The following is a 16,712-nucleotide window of genomic DNA, read 5'->3' as shown; positions in this document are numbered from 1 at the left end:
TGCCGTCGCGGTCAGGGCGGGCTTTATGCCTTGCCACCGCGCGCCGCCTTGATGTCCTTGGGCTGCACCACATCGCCGGTATGGTTGCCCCAGGCATTGCGCTCGTAGGTGATCACCGCCGCGATGTCGGTGTCCGACAGCTGCTTGCCCCAGGCGGCCATCGCCGGGTTGCGCTTGCTGCCGTTAAGCACGATGTCGATATGCGCCGGCTTGTCCTTGGTGGCGATGGGGGAGCCGTCCAACGCCGGGAACGCGCCCGGAATCCCCTTGCCGTTGGCCTGGTGGCAGGCCACGCAGTTCTGCTGAAACACTTTCTCGCCGCGCGCCTTGAGATCCGCCAACGCCCACACCTTGTTGGGGTCGTCGGCACTGGCGGCCGCCAGCTTCTTCCTGGCGGCGAGCCACACGGCGTAATCCTCCGGCGTCCGGGCGTCGACCACGATCGGCATGAAGCCATGGTCCTTGCCGCACAGCTCGGCGCACTGCCCGCGGTACACCCCCGGCTTGTCGACCAGGAACCAGGCGTCGCGCACGAAACCGGGAATGGCATCCTGCTTCACCCCCAGCGACGGCACCCACCAGGAGTGGATCACGTCGTTGGCGGTGAGCAGCAGCCGCACCTTCTTGCCGGTCGGCACCACCAGCGGCTCGTCCACCTCCAGCAGGTAATGCGTGCCCTTGGCCGAAGCACTGTGCAGCGCCTCGGTCGGCGTCGCCAGATGGCTGACGAAACCGACACCGTCGTCCAGGTAGTCGTAGCGCCACTTCCACTGGTAGCCGGTGATCTTGATGGTCATGTCCTCGGCGCGCGTGCTCTTTTGCGCCAGCACCGCCTTGGTGGCCGGCCACGCCATGCCGACCAGGATCAGGAACGGGATCACGGTCCAGATGATTTCGACGGTGGTGTTTTCATGGAACGGCCGGGCCCGGTGCCCGAGCGATTTGCGGTGGCGCAAGATGGCGTAGAACATCACGCCGAATACCACGATGAAGATGGTGACCGTGATCAGCAGCAGCAGGCTGTGCAGGTCGTAGATCTGGCGCGCCACCGGGGTCACCGGCGGCTGGAAGGTAAAGTCGGCAGCGTAGACGGTACCGACCCCACCCAACATGGACAGCAGGATACGCTTGCCGGACATCGCGTCCCCCTTGTATACCTAGGCGGCCCACGTCGGACCGAAGCAGACATGCCGACCTTTTCGCGCGCCGGCTATTATCGATAGTAGGAAAAAGCACCCGGAAAACAAGAACATGTCATGACGCACTGCAATATGCAGGGCATGAAAAAGGCTTCGGCCAACCTTTCACGGTTGGCCGAAGCCTTGTCAGTACAGCCAGAGCACCAGCCCGACCCGGCACCCGCCCTCAGCCTTCGTAGGGAATCTCCAGCAACAGCGGCGCGGCGATGTGCGCCTGTAGCGTGGCAAGGTTCTCGGCGTACGCCGCCTGCTCCGGCACCACGCGGTTGGCCACCCACCCGGCCAGCGGCAGGCCGGCGGCTTCGATCGCCCGCACCGTCAGCAAGGCATGGTTGATACAACCCAGCCGCATCCCCACCACCAGGATCACCGGCAGCCGCAGCACCTGCGCCAAGTCCTTCATGAACAAGCACTCGGTCAGCGGCGCCAGCCAGCCGCCCGCCCCCTCCACCAGCACCACGTCCGCCGACTCGGCCAGACGCCGGTAGTGCGCGCCGATCACCTCGAGCGAGATATCCACCCCGGCCTGGCGTGCCGCGATATGCGGCGAGATCGGCGGCAGGAAACGGTAGGGGTTCATCAGCTCGAGATCGGTCTGGCCGGTCGCAGCCACCAGGCGCTCGACGTCGCTGTTGCTCCAGCGCCCGTCCGGCAACACCTCGCAGCCCGACGCCACCGGCTTCATCGCCAGCACGCGCTGGCCCTCGGCGCGCCAGCGTTCGATCAGCTTGACGGCGGCATGGGTCTTGCCGATGTCGGTATCGGTTCCGGTGACGAAATAGCCTTGCATGCTGAGTCCTTGTTCGAGAAGTAGCCGTCGTGCCGATCGGCACACCCTGGACACGACAAAGGGCGACCCCTCGTGAGGGTCGCCCGGCCTGCCAATCAGGATTGCCGATTCGCGGCTAGAAATGGTGGGGACGCGGTAACGTCACACCTCGCCTTGCGGATTAACGCGCTCCAACTTGCTGGCCAGCTTGTTGAGTGCGGAAAGATAAGCCTTGGCACTGGCGACGATCACGTCGGTATCGGCACCCTGGCCGTTGACGATGCGGCCATCGCGCGCCAGACGCACCGTCACCTCGCCCAGCGACTCGGTGCCCTTGGTCACGGCGTTGACCGAGTACAGCTCCAGTTCGGAATCGCTCTTGGCCACGCTCTCGATCGCCTTGAACACCGCATCCACCGGGCCGGAACCACTGCTGACGGCACGCTGCTCGGCACCGCGCTCGTTGAACACGATCTCGGCCCGCGGCAGCTCGCCGGTCTCGGTATTGACCTTGAGCGAGACGAACTTGAACTCTTCCTGGTCGATCGCCACCATCTCGTCCGACACCAGCGCCTGCAGATCCTCGTCGAAAATCTCGCGCTTCTTGTCGGCCAGCTCCTTGAAGCGGGCGAAGGCGGCGTTGAGCGCCTCCTCGCTGGACAACACGATGCCCAGTTCCGCCAGCTTGGTCTTGAAGGCGTTGCGGCCGGACAGCTTGCCCAGGGTCAGACGGTTGGTGGACCAGCCCACGCTCTCCGCCGACATGATTTCGTAGGTCTCGCGATGCTTCAGCACGCCATCCTGGTGGATGCCGGACTCGTGGGCGAAGGCGTTGGCGCCGACGATGGCCTTGTTCGGCTGCACCGGGTAGCCGGTGATGGTCGACACCAGCTTGGACGACGGCACGATCTGGGTGGCATCGACACGGGTATCGACGGCAAAGATGTCCTTGCGGGTGCGCACCGCCATCACGATCTCTTCCAGCGCGGCGTTGCCGGCGCGCTCGCCCAGACCGTTGATGGTGCACTCCACCTGGCGCGCCCCGCCCAATACCGCAGCCAGGCTGTTGGCCACCGCCATGCCCAGGTCGTTGTGGCAGTGCGCCGACCAGATCACCTTGTCGCCGCCCGGGGTCTTGGCGATCAGCTCGCGGAAGAACGCCTCGGTGACACGCGGCACGGCGTAACCGACGGTATCCGGCACGTTCAGCGTGGTGGCGCCGGCCTCGATCACCGCGCCGAAGATGCGGGCGAGGAAGTCGATATCGGAGCGCAGCGCGTCCTCGGCAGAGAATTCGACGTCGTCGGTATACTCGCGGGCAATCTTCACCGCCTTCACCGCCGCCTCGACCACCTGGTCCGGCGTCATGCGCAGTTTCTTCTCCATGTGGATCGGGCTGGTGGCGATGAAGGTGTGGATGCGGCCCTTGACGGCCGGCTTGATCGCCTCGCCGGCGGCACGCACGTCGCGCTCGTTGGCCCGCGCCAACGAACAGACGGTGGACTCCTTGATCACTTCGGCGATGGCGTGGATGGCATCGGCGTCGCCGGGGCTCGCCGCCGCGAAGCCGGCCTCGATCACGTCCACGCCCAGGCGTTCCAGCTGGCGGGCGATACGGATTTTCTCTTCCTTGGTCATCGAGGCGCCGGGGCTCTGCTCGCCGTCGCGCAAGGTGGTGTCGAAGATGTACAAACGATCGCCCATGTTGAAACCCTTCCCTTGTCCCGGCACCACCGCGGTGCCGCTCAGATAGTCGTTGAAGTCGAATCTTCTGCCCTGGCTGGCGGCCAGTTGCGCCAGCTTGTTCAACTGGGCGAGCGGCAGACTGCCGCGCTCGCGCCACTTGTAAATCGCCGCGCGGGAGACCGGTTCGTCCGGAAACGCCGCGTTCAGCGCCTCAGCCAACTCGCTCGGTCCGCCAAAGTTGGCGATCAGACGCTCAATGTCCAATTGCATGCCCAGCTCCTGCTGCGTTATGGATTTCACAATACTGACAGTACGACACAATGTCAAACATAAACGTCCAACTTTTCGAACATGAACTCATTACGGTGTGTCCAATCAACAAATATTAGACATTTAGTCCAACACGATTCTACAGTAAACCGCCCACGCCTCTCCACGAACGCAAAAAAAGGCGGCCAAGGCCGCCTTTTTTCCCGCATCCCGCAATGGGTCGCTTACTGCTCCGGAGACGCCACGCCACTGCCCCCGCTCTTGTTGCGCGACAGGCCGAGCAGCGCCATCACGTAGCCGGACAGGCCATAGCCGACGAAGAAGCCGAACAGCACCAGCGGCGGCTTCGACACCAAGAGCAGGATCACCAGCACCACCACCAGCATGGCGACGAACGGCACCTTGCGGCGCAGGTGAATCTCCTTGAAGCTCCAGAACTTGACGTTGGTCACCATGGAGATGCCGGCGAAGGCGGTAAAGCCCAGCGCCACCCAAGGCAGGATCGCCAGGTCGTTGTAGCCGTACTCGTGGCAGATCCACACCAGCCCGGCCACCAGCGCCGCCGCCGCCGGGCTGGGGATGCCGGTGAACCAGCGCTTGTCGGCGGTGCCGATCATGGTATTGAAGCGCGCCAGGCGCAGTGCGGCGCCGGCGCAATAGATAAAGGCCACCATCCAGCCCAGCTTGCCCAGCCCGCGCAGCATCCACTCGTACGCCACCAGGGCCGGCGCCACGCCGAAGCTGACCATGTCGGAGAGACTGTCGAACTCCGCGCCGAAGGCGCTTTGGCTGTGCGTCAGCCGCGCCACGCGGCCGTCCAGCCCGTCCAGCACCATGGCGATGAAGATCGCCATCGCGGCGTACTCGAAATTCTTGTTCATGCCCTGCACTACGGCGTAGAAACCGGCGAACAGCGCGGCCAGCGTGAACAGGTTGGGCAACAGGTAAATGCCCTGGCGCCGGAGCGTCGGCTTTTCCCGGCTGGGTGTGACAGAAGTCTGCATCTTCACTTTCCGCAGAATACAACGGCACCAAGGCACCGTTGCGGTTGGTATCAACGAATCGGCTTACGATCTTTTGACGGATGGCAGCGGCTCGACACGTGGCCGACGGCATGACAGCCAGGGCCGACCCCGCCAAGGACACGTCCGCGCCGGACAAGGCGCAAAGAGATGCCCGCCTTACCCGCTCCAGCGGACCACACGAAGAGCGCTAACCGGTTCTTAGCCGGCTATTGTAACGCGAGCGGCGCGGCGGGCGTGCAACACCTTGTCAGCCTTGCCAGTCCAGCCAGCGCGGCTGGCAGGCGAATAGGCTATACTTTGCCGCTTTGACCGAACTTTTGGGAACCCGTCCTTGTCAGAGCGCCTCTTCGTCCTGCTGCAGCACCTGCTGCCCAAGCTCCTGATCACTCGCCTGTTCGGTTTCGTCGCGCGCCAGCGCGCTGGCGCCCTGACACAGTGGATGATACGCCGCTTCATTGCCCGCTACGACGTCAACATGGCAGAAGCCGCAGCACGCCAACCCAGTGCCTACGCCAGCTTCAATGATTTCTTTACCCGCGCCTTGCAGCCCGGCGTGCGCCCACTGGCGGCGACGCGGCTGGTCTGCCCGGTGGATGGCGCCATCAGCCAGTTCGGCCACATCGAGCGCGACCAGATCTTCCAGGCCAAGGGCAAATCCTTCAGCAGCGCCGCCCTGCTCGCCGGCGACGCGGCGCTGGCGCGCCAGTTCGACGACGGCCTGTTCGCCACCATCTACCTCAGCCCGCGCGACTACCACCGCATCCACATGCCGTGCGATGGCCGCCTGCTGTCGATGAGCTACGTACCGGGTGAGCTGTATTCGGTCAACCCGGCCACCGCGCGCGGCGTCGACGCGCTGTTCGCGCGCAACGAGCGCGTGGTGTGCCATTTCGACTCGCCGCACGGCCCGTTCGCGCTGGTGCTGGTGGGTGCCACCATCGTCGGCAGCATGGCCACGGTGTGGCACGGCGTGATCAACCCGCCACGTAGCGCCGACGTGCGCCACTGGGACTACCGCGACCAGGACATCACTCTGAAACAGGGCGAGGAGATGGGACGCTTCCTGCTCGGCTCCACCGTGGTGCTGCTGTTCCCGCAGGGTCCGCTGCAGTTCGATGCCGACTGGGCACCCGGCCGCGCGGTGCGCATGGGCGAGGCCATGGCCGACTGAGTGCCGGCGAACGAACCGACCGACGATACTTCCTGACCAGGCGGCAGCGGCTCCGCCGCTGCCGCGCTCGCCCCCCCCTCTCCTGCCACGCTCAACACGGGCTTGCCAGCCAGAGCAAGCGCCGCATCCATCCCACCTGCAGTTCCCCTCATCACTCACGCCCGGTAGCACCTCGCTGCAACGCGCCCGCGCCGAAGGCACTGCTCGGCTTCCGGGCAAGAAAAAAGGCCGGGGAAACCCCGGCCTCACTAGCCAAACTGCACGTCAATCAGTTCTTGGACTGGTCCACCAGTTTGTTCTTGGCGATCCACGGCATCATTGCACGCAGTTCGGCACCAACGGTTTCGATCGGATGCACGGCGTTCAGACGACGACGAGCGGTCATGCTCGGGTAGTTGGTCTTGCCTTCCAGGATGAACATCTTGGCGTATTCACCCGACTGGATGCGGTACAGCGCTTTTTTCATCGCTTCCTTGGTGGCGGAGGTCACCACTTCCGGACCGGTCACGTACTCGCCATACTCCGCGTTGTTGGAGATGGAGTAGTTCATGTTGGCGATGCCGCCTTCGTACATCAGGTCGACGATCAGCTTCAGCTCGTGCAGGCACTCGAAGTAGGCCATTTCCGGAGCGTAACCGGCTTCCACCAGGGTTTCGAAACCGGCTTTCACCAGTTCAACCGCGCCACCGCACAGCACAGCCTGTTCACCGAACAGGTCGGTTTCGGTTTCTTCGCGGAAGTTGGTTTCAATCACGCCACCCTTGGTGCCACCGTTGGCCGCAGCGTAGGACAGGGCGATGTCGCGGGCCTTGCCGGACTTGTCCTGGTACACGGCGATCAGGGTCGGCACGCCGCCGCCCTTGACGTACTCGGAGCGCACGGTGTGGCCCGGGCCTTTCGGGGCAACCATGACCACGTCCAGGTCGGCGCGCGGCACGATCTGGTTGTAGTGCACGTTGAAGCCGTGGGCGAAGGCCAGTACCGCGCCTTGCTTCAGGTTCGGCTCGATGTCTTTGCGATACACGTCCGGCTGCGACTCGTCCGGCAGCAGGATCATGACGACGTCGGCTTCCTTCACTGCCTCGGCAACTTCCTCCACCTGATGACCGGCAGCAACGGCCTTGTTCCAGGAAGCGCCGTCCTTGCGCAGGGCCACGGTGACGTTGACACCGGAGTCCTTCAGGTTCTGGGCGTGAGCGTGGCCTTGCGAGCCGTAGCCAACGATGGTCACCTGCAGGCCCTTGATGATCGACAGATCGGCGTCCTTGTCGTAAAACACTTTCATTTTTTGTCTTTCCCTTCAGCCGAACGGAGATGACTCCGTCCGTATTGATCGATTTATCAGATTTTCAGAACCCGCTCACCGCGGCCAATGCCGGATGCGCCAGTACGAACCGTCTCCAGGATCACTGTGCGGTCGATCGCCTCGATAAAGGCATTCAGCTTGTCGCTCGTACCGGTCAGCTCGATGGTGTAAGTCTTTTCCGTCACGTCGATGATGCGACCGCGGAAGATATCCGCCATGCGCTTCATTTCTTCCCGGTCTTTGCCGGTAGCGCGCACCTTGATCAGCATCATCTCCCGTTCGATGTGCTCGGATTCGTTGAGGTCTATCACCTTGACCACCTCGATCAGCTTGTTGAGCTGCTTGGTGATCTGCTCGATAACGTCGTCGGAGCCGTGCGTGACGATCGTCATGCGCGACAGTGTCCGGTCCTCGGTCGTGGACACTGTCAGGGAGTCGATATTGTACGCCCGGGCCGAAAACAGGCCCACTACGCGGGAAAGAGCCCCCGCTTCATTCTCCAGAAGAATGGAAAGAATATGTCGCATTTGTCCGCCCTTCAATCAGCACAGGTTGCCGTAGTCGCGTTCGGCATCCGGCTCGTCGGTTTTCCTCATATGCGGCGGCAGATCCATTTCGTCCAGACCTTTGCCGTTGCCTATCATCGGGAACACGTTTTCCGACTGATCGGTACGGAAATCCAAGAACACCAGGCGTTCCTTCAGCGCCGGGCTGAAGGCTTCGCGCAGCACCGGCTCGACGTCGGCCGGATTCTCGATCTTGAAGCCGACGTGGCCGTAGGCCTCGGCGATCTTGACGAAATCCGGCAGCGCGTCCATGTACGACTCGGAGTAGCGCGTACCGTAGAAGAACTCCTGCCACTGGCGCACCATGCCCAGGTAACGGTTGTTCAGGCTGACGACCTTGACCGGGGTGTGGTACTGCTTGGCGGTGGACAGCTCCTGGATGTTCATTTGGATCGAGCCCTCGCCGGTGATGCAGGCGACGGCCTTGTCCGGGTTGGCCAGCTGGGCGCCGATGGCGGCCGGCAGGCCGAAGCCCATGGTGCCGAGGCCACCGGAGTTGAGCCACTGCTTGGGCCGGTCGAACTTGTAGTACTGCGCCGCCCACATCTGGTGCTGGCCGACGTCGGAGGTGATGATGGCATCGCCGCCGGTGATTTCGTACAGCTTTTCCACCACGTATTGCGGCTTGATCAGCTCGTTGGAGGGAGCATACAGCAGCGAATTGGGCGCGCGCCATTCTTCGATCTGCTTCCACCACGCCGCCAGCGCAGCCGGATCGGGCTTCTTGCCGCTTTCCTTGAGCTGGTCGAGCATGTCGCGCAGCACGTACTTGACGTCGCCGACGATAGGCACGTCGACCTTGACGCGCTTGGCGATGGAAGACGGATCGACGTCGATATGGACGATCTTCTTCGGCTTGGACAGGAAGTGCGACGGCACGCTGATCACGCGGTCGTCGAAGCGAGCACCCACGGCAATCAGCACGTCACAGTTCTGCATCGCCATGTTGGCTTCGTAGGTGCCGTGCATGCCGAGCATGCCGAGGAACTGCGGATCGCTGCCCGGATAGGCGCCCAGGCCCATCAGGGTGTTGGTACACGGCAGCCCGAGCGAGCGCACCAGTTCGGTGACTTCCTGCTCCGCCGCGCCCTGCACCGCGCCGCCGCCGACGTAGACGTAGGGGCGCTTGGCTTCCAGCAGCAGGTTGACGGCCTTGCGGATCTGGCCCGGATGGCCGCGCAGCACCGGCACGTAGGAGCGGATGCTGACGCTTTCCGGGTAGTGGAACTCGGCCAGCTTCTGCGTCACATCCTTGGGGATGTCGACCACCACCGGACCGGGGCGACCGGTCTTGGCGATGTAAAACGCCTTCTTGATGGTTTCCGCCAGCTCGTTGATGTCCTTGACCAGGAAGTTGTGCTTCACGCACGGCCGGGTGATACCGACCATGTCGACTTCCTGGAAGGCGTCCAGACCGATGGCCGGCGTCGGCACCTGGCCAGACAGCACAACCATCGGAATCGAGTCCATGTAGGCGGTGGCAATGCCGGTCACGGCATTGGTCGCGCCCGGACCGGAAGTGACCAGTGCCACGCCGACCTTGTCGCTGGAACGCGAGTAGGCGTCGGCGGCATGCACCGCTGCCTGCTCGTGCCGTACCAGAACATGCTTGAACTGGCTCTGCTTGAAGATGGCATCATAAATTTCTAGTACCGCGCCGCCGGGGTAGCCGAAAACGAACTCGACTCCTTCTTCCTGCAGGCAGCGGACTACGATCTCCGCGCCCGAAATCTGCATCGTTGCCTCTTTTATGTGGTGGTTTTGTCCCGTTATAGCCTCTGACCTTAGCGTATCTTGGAAAGACCGGTCAAGGGCTTTTGTGCACATGCAAAATCCACGCAAATCCAATGGTTAAGGCGCCCCTAGGGCGGGTATCCGCCTCCATCGGGCTCTGCTACCATGGCGCTCTGATAGCGTGCTGAATGATCGCGCGCACTTGCCCCGACCAACCATTCCCGTTTTCGGCATGACATCTTCCCTGACCACCCCCGGCTTGACCCGTCGCCTGTGTTGCTTGCTGTACGAACTGTTGCTGATGCTGGCGGTGCTGCTGCTCGCCTCGGCACTGTTCACCCCGCTCAAGGCCTGGCTCGGCGCCTCGTTCTGGCTCGAGCAGCTGTTCCGCCTGTTCCTGGCGGCGGCGCTGTTCGGTTATTTCGGCCTGTCTTGGGTGCGGCGCGGCCAGACGGTGGCGATGAAGACCTGGCGCATCAAGCTGGTGGGGCGCGACGGCGGAAGCGTGGGCTGGCCGCAGGCGCTGGGGCGCTACCTGGTGGCGCTGGCGCTGTTCGTCGGTCTGCCGCTGTTGAGCTACCTGGGCTGGGAACGCGCCCTCGGCCACACGCCCGAGGCGCGCTGGCTGCCGCTGCTGTGGTGGTTGATCCCGTTCCTGGCGGCGTTCCACGACAAGGAGCGCCAATTCCTGCACGACCAGCTGGCCGGCACGCGCCAGGTCCTGCTGCCGCCGCGCCAGAAGGCGTAACGCCGGGCAAGACCGGCCCCGCTCCACGATGCCAGGATACGGGCGGGGCCAGGACAAAACGCTTCGGCCAACCTTCAACGGTTGGCCGAAGCGTTTTCGTTTCCTCACCCCGCCAAGCCGGCCGCGGGCTGCAGCTGGCCTGCTACGTAGGTGGCGGCGACGGCGCGGTCGTCGCCCAGGATCATCTGCACGAACAGCGCCTCCTCGATGTCCCGGACGTAGCGCATGCGAAAGTCGATCAGCGGGGTGGAACGCAGGTTGAGTACCACCAGGTCGGCCTCCAGCCCGACCTCGATCGACCCCACCTTGTCCGCGATGCCCAGCGCCTCGGCGCTGCCGCGCGTGGCGAGGTAGAACGCCTGCGGCGCCGACAACGCGACACCGTGCGTCTGCGCCGCCTCGTAGGCCGAGCGCATGGTCTGCAGCATCGAGAAGCTGGTACCGGCGCCCAGGTCGGTGGCCAGTCCGACCCGCACCGGGCGCGGCACGGCGCGGGCGCGGCGCAGGTCGAAGCGGCCGGAGCCGAGAAAGGCGTTGGAACTGGGACAGTGCGCCAGGCTGGCGCCGCTGTCGTAGAGCAGTTGCAGTTCCTCGTCCGCCAGGTGCACGCCGTGACCGTACACGGCGCGCGGCCGCAACAGGCCGTAACGCTGGTAGACCGCGGTGTAGTGCGGACAGTCCGGGTGTAGCGACTTGACCCAGGCGATCTCGCCCGGCGTCTCCGCCAGGTGCGACTGGATCGCCATGTCGGGGTATTCCGCCGCCAGCGCCCCCAGCGCCTCCAACTGCGCCACCGACGAGGTCGGCGCGAAGCGCGGGGTGATGGCGTACTCGGCGCGGCCGCGGCGGTGCCAGCGTTCGATCAACGCCTTGGACTCGGCGTAGGCGCGCTCGGCGTTGTCGAGCAGTTCGGCCGGAGCGTACTGGTCCATGCACACCTTGCCGGCCAGGAGCCGCATCTGGCGCCGCTCGGCCGCCTCGAACAGGGCGTCGACGGAGTCCGGGTGCACGGTGCAGAACACCGCCGAGCTGGTCACGCCGTGGCGCAGCTGCTCGGCGAGAAACACCTCGGCCACCTCGGCGGCGTGCGACTTGTCGGCGAACGCCTGCTCGGTGACGAAAGTGTAGTGGTTGAGCCAGTCGATCAGCTGCTCGCCGTAGGCGGCGATCATCTCGGTCTGCGGATAGTGCACGTGGCAATCGATGAAGCCGGGCAGGATCAGGTGCTCCGGGTAGTGGGTCACGGCGACGTCGGCGCCGAGCCCGGACAGCAGCGTCGCCGGCCCGACGGCGGCGACGCCGCCCGCCTCGATCACCACCACGCCGTCCGACTCGTAGTACATGCCGGCCTCGACGCCGGCCAGCAGCGGGTCGCGGCGGAAGGTGAGCAGCGCCCCCCGTATGGCGGTTTTCATGCCGGGCTCCTTAGAACATCGTCCGTGCTTCATCATGGCAGTTCGCGCCGGCAGGCGCCCATGAAAAACGCCACCGGGCGGTGGCGTGCGGGAAGACGACTCAGTTTTGGGTGGCGCCCGACTCCAGCCGGGCGGTGCGCAGCGCCGCCGGCGGCTGCCACTGCCAATGGGCGCGCCAGGCGCCCAGCACCAGGTTGGGGTACTCCGGCCGGCCGAGGCTGCCGTTGTAACGTCCCAGCGCGCGGAACAGGTTGCCGCGCTCCAGGTCGAGGTAGTGGCGCAGGATGGTACAGCCGTAGCGCAGGTTGGTGGTGAGGTCGAACAGGTTGTGCTCGCTGTTGCCGATATGGCGCACCCAGAACGGCATCACCTGCATCAGCCCGCGCGCGCCGGCGCCGGAGATGGCGTACTTCTTGAAGCCGCTCTCGACCTGGATCAGCCCCAGCACCAGCTGCGGGTCGAGGCCGGCGCGGCTGGCCTCGTACTGGATGGCGGTGAGCAGACGCTGCCGCATCCAGGCGTCGGGGATGCGTTTTTCCAGGCGGCGCGACATCTCGGCGAGCCAGGCCTGGCCTTCGCGGGCGTCGTCGAACACCAGCCGCGGCGCATTGGCGTCGTTCACCGAGCGACGCATCGCCGAGGCCACGTTGGCCGACAACGCTTCCTCGCGCTGCGCGCCGGCCCAGGCCGGCACCGCCGCGCACAGCGCCAGCGCCAGGAGAACGGCCCATCCCTCACGCCACGCCCCTTGTCTCAGCTGGCGTGCGAGCGCGCCGAACGGGCGACTCAGCATCGAACGACGCGGCCAGCAAAGCGAGACGGCGGAACGAGCGGCAGCAGGCATCACTTACCCAGTTTGACTAGCACATGCTCCAGAATAGCATCGACGGCCATGCCAGTGGCTTCGCTGTCGCGGCGGTGCTGGTATTCCACCTTGCCTTCCTTCAGGCCGCGGTCGCCGATGGTGACGCGGTGCGGCACGCCGATCAGCTCCCAGTCGGCGAACATCGCACCCGGGCGCTCGCCGCGGTCGTCGAGGATGACGTCCACGCCGTTGGCGACCAGCTCGGCGTAGAGCTGGTCGGCGGCGGCCTTGACCTCGGCCGAGCGGTCGTAGCCGACCGGGCACAGCACCACGGTGAACGGTGCGATGGCGTCCGGCCAGATGATGCCCTTGGCGTCGAAGTTCTGCTCGATGGCGGCGCCCAGGATGCGAGTCACGCCGATGCCGTAACAACCCATCTCGAAGAACTTGGGCTTGCCGTCTTCATCGAGGAAGGTGGCGTTCATCGCCTGGGAGTACTTGGTGCCGAGGTAGAACACGTGGCCGACCTCGATGCCGCGCTCGATGGCCAGCACGCCCTTGCCGTCCGGGCTCGGGTCGCCGGCCACCACGTTGCGGATGTCGGCGACGATCGGTTCCGGGCAGTCGCGGCCGAAGTTGACGCCGGTGAAGTGCTGGTCGTCCTCGTTGGCGCCGGTGATCATGTCGGCCATCTTGGCCACGGTGCGGTCGGCGTAGACCTTGCCCGGGAAGTTGACCGGACCGAGCGAGCCCGGGTTGGCACCGAAGGAGGCACGGATGGCGTCCGGGCTGGCGAAGGTGAGCGGGCTCTTCACCCCATCGAGCTTGCCGGCCTTGACCTCGTTCAGTTCGTGGTCGCCACGCACCAACAGCAGCACCGGCTGGCCGTCTTCGCCGTCACCGTCCACCACGATGGCCTTGACGGTCTGTTTGATGTCGGCCTTGAGGAAGTCCACCAGGTCGGCGATGGTCTTGACCTTCGGGGTGTACACCTTTTCCATGGCGGCACCCGGCGCCGGACGCTCGCCGGCCGGGGCCACGGCTTCGGCCAGCTCGATGTTGGCGGCGTAGTCGGAGTCCGGGCAGTAGATGATGGCGTCTTCGCCGGTGGCGGCGATCACCTGGAATTCGTGCGAGCGGTCGCCGCCGATGGCGCCGGTGTCGGCCGCTACGGCGCGGTAGGTCAGGCCGATGCGGTCGAATATCTTGCAGTAGGCGGCGTACATGTTGTCGTAGCTGACGCCGGCGGCGTCGGCGCTGCGGTCGAAGGAGTAGGCGTCCTTCATGGTGAATTCACGGCCGCGCATCACGCCGAAACGCGGGCGGCGCTCGTCGCGGAACTTGGTCTGAATCTGGTAGAAGTTCTTCGGCAACGCGCGGTAGCTCTTCAGATCGCCGCGGATCAGGTCGGTGACGACTTCCTCGGAGGTCGGCTGGATCACGAAGTCGCGCTCGTGGCGGTCCTTGAAGCGCAGCATTTCCTCGCCCATGGTGTCCCAGCGCCCGGTTTCCTGCCACAGCCCGGCCGGCTGCACGATCGGCATGATCACCTCGATGGCGCCGGCGCGGTTCATTTCCTCGCGCACGATCGCTTCCACCTTGCGCAGGCTCTTGAGCCCCATCGGCATCCACGAGTAGATGCCGGCGGCGGCCTTGCGGATGAAGCCGGCGCGCAGCATCAGTTTCTGGCTGACGATGTCGGCGTCGGCGGGAGCTTCTTTCAGGGTGGAGATGAAAAACTGCGAGGCGCGCATGGCGGGATGTCCTTGGAAATTCCGATAAATGGCGTTGATTGTAGCGGTTTGCGCCGTCCGGGGGGAAGCGGCGCACCGCTCGCCTTCGCCGCCGGCCCTGGCACCGTTTCGCGGCCTGTGGCAGGCTCCCGACAGAAACCCCGGCCTGCCGGGACATTTACCAGCCGGCTCTTTGCACTGTCCCGGCACAGGAGTAAGCTTCGCGCTCGTTGACCATCTACCGCACTGCAGCAACCTTCCGCGCAACACGGCTTGCTGCCATAAAAACGGCAAAAAACAGAACATTATGCAAGCACACAGCAAGCAGGCGCTGGCGGGCATCACGCTCGCCGCACTGGGCGTGGTGTACGGCGACATCGGCACCAGTCCGCTCTATACCCTTAAAGAATGTTTCGCCGGTCACGGCTTGCCGGTTACCCCGGGCAACGTACTCGGCATCCTGTCGATGATTTTCTGGTCGCTGCTGTTCGTGGTGACGCTCAAGTACGTGATCTTCATCCTCAAGGCCGACAACCGCGGCGAGGGCGGCATCATGTCGCTAATGGCGCTGGCCCGTCAGGCCGCCTCGGGCAAGCGCCGCGGCCTGGTCGTGGTGCTCGGGCTGTTCGGCGCCGCGCTGTTCTACGGTGATGCCATCATCACCCCGGCGATTTCGGTACTGTCCGCCGCCGAGGGTCTGGAGGTGATCAAGCCGGAGCTGGAAGCCTACGTGCTGCCAATGTCGATCGTGGTGCTGATGGCGCTGTTCCTGATCCAGCGCTTCGGCACCGCCAGCGTCGGCATGCTGTTCGGACCGGTCATGCTGCTGTGGTTCGGTACGCTGGGCGTGCTGGGCCTGATGCAGATCGCCGCGACGCCCCAGGTACTGGCCGCGCTCAACCCCCTGTATGCCTTCGACTTCCTGGTCAAACACGGTCACGACGCCTTCCTGGCGCTGGGCGCGGTGGTGCTGGCGCTGACCGGGGCCGAGGCGCTGTACGCCGACATGGGGCATTTCGGCAAGAAGCCGATCCGCCTGGCCTGGTTCAACCTGGTGCTGCCGGCGCTGCTGCTCAACTACTTCGGCCAGGGCGCCCTGCTGATGACGGACCCGTCGGCGATCCGCAACCCGTTCTACCTGCTGGCCCCGTCCTGGGCGCTGATGCCGCTGATCATCCTCGCCACGCTGGCCACCGTGATTGCTTCGCAGGCGGTGATCTCCGGCGCCTACTCGCTGACGCGCCAGGCGATCCAGCTGGGCTACTGCCCGCGCATGGGCATCCTGCACACCTCGGCCAAGGAGATCGGCCAGATCTACATGCCGTTCGTGAACTGGGGGCTGCTGGTCGCGGTGATGGTGGTGGTGCTGGCGTTCAAATCGTCCGGCAACCTGGCTGCCGCTTACGGCATCGCGGTGACCGGCACCATGCTGATCACCACGCTACTGGCCTATATCGTGGCGCGCGCCAACTGGGGCTGGCCGCAGCCGCTGGCGCTGGCGGTGACCTCATTCTTCCTGGTGATCGACACCGGCTTCTTCAGTGCCAACGCGCTCAAGCTGTTCTCCGGCGGCTGGCTGCCGCTGTTGATCGGGCTCGCGGTCTTCACGCTGATGGCAACCTGGAAGCGCGGCCGCGAGATCCTGGTCGAGCGACTGACCGAACACGCCATCCCGCTCGACAGCTTCGTCGAGAACATGGAGTCGTTCCCGCCCAGCCGGGTGCAGGGCACCGCGGTGTTCCTGACCAGCACGCTGCAGGGCGTCCCTCACGCCCTGCTGCACAACCTGAAACACAACAAGGTGCTGCATGAACGCATCGTGTTGCTGACAATGCAAGGCGAGGACGTGCCCTACGTGGCACCGGCGGAGCGGGTACGCATCACCCGCCTGTCCAATTCGTTCTGGCAGGTCGAGGCGTTCTACGGCTTCCAGGAAACGCCGAACGTGCAGGAAATCCTCGATCTGTGCGCCCAGCAGGGCCTCGAATTCGAGGTGATGGATACCTCGTTCTTCCTGTCGCGCGAAACCTTGCTGTCCACCGCGCGTCCGGGCATGGCGCGCTGGCGCGAGCAGCTGTTCGTGTGGATGAGCAAGAACGCGCTGAGGGCCACCGACTTCTTCCACATCCCGACCAACCGCGTGGTGGAGCTGGGTGCGCAGATCGAGCTGTAGTGCCCCTCCTCTCCGAACACACAAAACGGCCGCTCAGCGGCCGTTTTGCATGCACCGGATTAATCAAAAATAAAACCCATAGAGCCATCCCAGTAGGCGAGCGAGCCAAGGC

General features: G+C 64.7%; 13 protein-coding genes. 3 read left to right on the top strand and 10 right to left on the bottom strand.

The genetic code is table 11. The features are described from left to right. Window positions 1-23: 23 nt before the first annotated feature. The 4 genes from coxB to pssA form a co-directional block, all read right to left on the bottom strand. Complete coding sequence (gene coxB, locus FURADRAFT_RS00415) at window positions 24-1,139, bottom strand: cytochrome c oxidase subunit II (protein ID WP_008952103.1); 1,116 nt, start codon at window positions 1,137-1,139, stop codon at window positions 24-26. A 226-nt stretch (window positions 1,140-1,365) separates the two neighbouring features. Next, window positions 1,366-1,989, bottom strand: coding sequence for a dethiobiotin synthase (gene bioD / locus FURADRAFT_RS00410; RefSeq protein ID WP_008952102.1), 624 nt, complete (start codon window positions 1,987-1,989; stop codon window positions 1,366-1,368). Window positions 1,990-2,130: 141 nt separating this feature from the next. Next, complete coding sequence (locus tag FURADRAFT_RS00405; protein ID WP_008952101.1) at window positions 2,131-3,924, bottom strand: 2-isopropylmalate synthase; 1,794 nt, start codon at window positions 3,922-3,924, stop codon at window positions 2,131-2,133. Window positions 3,925-4,148: 224 nt separating this feature from the next. After that, window positions 4,149-4,928 carry a CDP-diacylglycerol--serine O-phosphatidyltransferase gene (pssA, locus tag FURADRAFT_RS00400; RefSeq protein ID WP_008952100.1) on the bottom strand — a complete coding sequence of 260 codons (780 nt, stop codon included), beginning with the start codon at window positions 4,926-4,928 and terminating at the stop codon, window positions 4,149-4,151. 352 nt (window positions 4,929-5,280) lie between these two features. Here pssA and asd point away from each other — a divergent pair, with 352 nt between their 5' ends. After that, the gene (gene asd / locus FURADRAFT_RS00395; RefSeq protein ID WP_008952099.1) at window positions 5,281-6,120 is read left to right on the top strand and encodes an archaetidylserine decarboxylase; all 840 of its coding nucleotides are present in this window, start codon (window positions 5,281-5,283) and stop codon (window positions 6,118-6,120) included. A 268-nt stretch (window positions 6,121-6,388) separates the two neighbouring features. Here asd and ilvC read toward each other — a convergent pair whose 3' ends face one another. From ilvC to ilvB, 3 genes are read right to left on the bottom strand one after another with little or no spacing between them, the layout of a single operon-like run. Continuing rightward, entirely contained in the window at window positions 6,389-7,405 is a 1,017-nt protein-coding gene (gene ilvC, locus FURADRAFT_RS00390; protein ID WP_008952098.1) for a ketol-acid reductoisomerase, read from the bottom strand. 56 nt (window positions 7,406-7,461) lie between these two features. Continuing rightward, window positions 7,462-7,953 carry an acetolactate synthase small subunit gene (gene ilvN / locus FURADRAFT_RS00385; protein ID WP_008952097.1) on the bottom strand — a complete coding sequence of 164 codons (492 nt, stop codon included), beginning with the start codon at window positions 7,951-7,953 and terminating at the stop codon, window positions 7,462-7,464. A gap of 15 nt (window positions 7,954-7,968) precedes the next feature. Next, window positions 7,969-9,729 carry a biosynthetic-type acetolactate synthase large subunit gene (ilvB, locus tag FURADRAFT_RS00380; protein ID WP_008952096.1) on the bottom strand — a complete coding sequence of 587 codons (1,761 nt, stop codon included), beginning with the start codon at window positions 9,727-9,729 and terminating at the stop codon, window positions 7,969-7,971. Between the two features lie 229 nt (window positions 9,730-9,958). On the opposite strand from ilvB, the gene FURADRAFT_RS00375 reads away from it, so the two are divergent. After that, entirely contained in the window at window positions 9,959-10,474 is a 516-nt protein-coding gene (locus tag FURADRAFT_RS00375) for an RDD family protein (protein WP_008952095.1), read from the top strand. A gap of 104 nt (window positions 10,475-10,578) precedes the next feature. Here FURADRAFT_RS00375 and guaD read toward each other — a convergent pair whose 3' ends face one another. The 3 genes from guaD to FURADRAFT_RS00360 form a co-directional block, all read right to left on the bottom strand. Next, a complete protein-coding gene (gene guaD, locus FURADRAFT_RS00370) occupies window positions 10,579-11,889 on the bottom strand; it encodes a guanine deaminase (RefSeq protein WP_008952094.1) in 1,311 nt (436 codons plus the stop codon). Between the two features lie 100 nt (window positions 11,890-11,989). After that, window positions 11,990-12,682, bottom strand: coding sequence for a lytic transglycosylase domain-containing protein (locus tag FURADRAFT_RS00365; RefSeq protein WP_008952093.1), 693 nt, complete (start codon window positions 12,680-12,682; stop codon window positions 11,990-11,992). Window positions 12,683-12,732: 50 nt separating this feature from the next. Beyond that, window positions 12,733-14,448: a proline--tRNA ligase gene (locus FURADRAFT_RS00360; protein WP_008952092.1), complete on the bottom strand. Its 1,716-nt coding sequence runs from the start codon at window positions 14,446-14,448 to the stop codon at window positions 12,733-12,735. Window positions 14,449-14,734: 286 nt separating this feature from the next. Between FURADRAFT_RS00360 and kup the strand changes: the two genes are divergently transcribed. Further along, window positions 14,735-16,600, top strand: coding sequence for a low affinity potassium transporter Kup (kup, locus tag FURADRAFT_RS00355; protein WP_008952091.1), 1,866 nt, complete (start codon window positions 14,735-14,737; stop codon window positions 16,598-16,600). The last annotated feature ends 112 nt before the right edge of the window (window positions 16,601-16,712 follow it).

It is taken from the genome of Pseudogulbenkiania ferrooxidans 2002 (assembly GCF_000174355.1).
GTDB lineage: Bacteria > Pseudomonadota > Gammaproteobacteria > Burkholderiales > Chromobacteriaceae > Pseudogulbenkiania > Pseudogulbenkiania ferrooxidans.
Note: the sequence above shows the minus strand (reverse complement) of the source record. Positions and strands in the feature narration are given on the sequence as shown.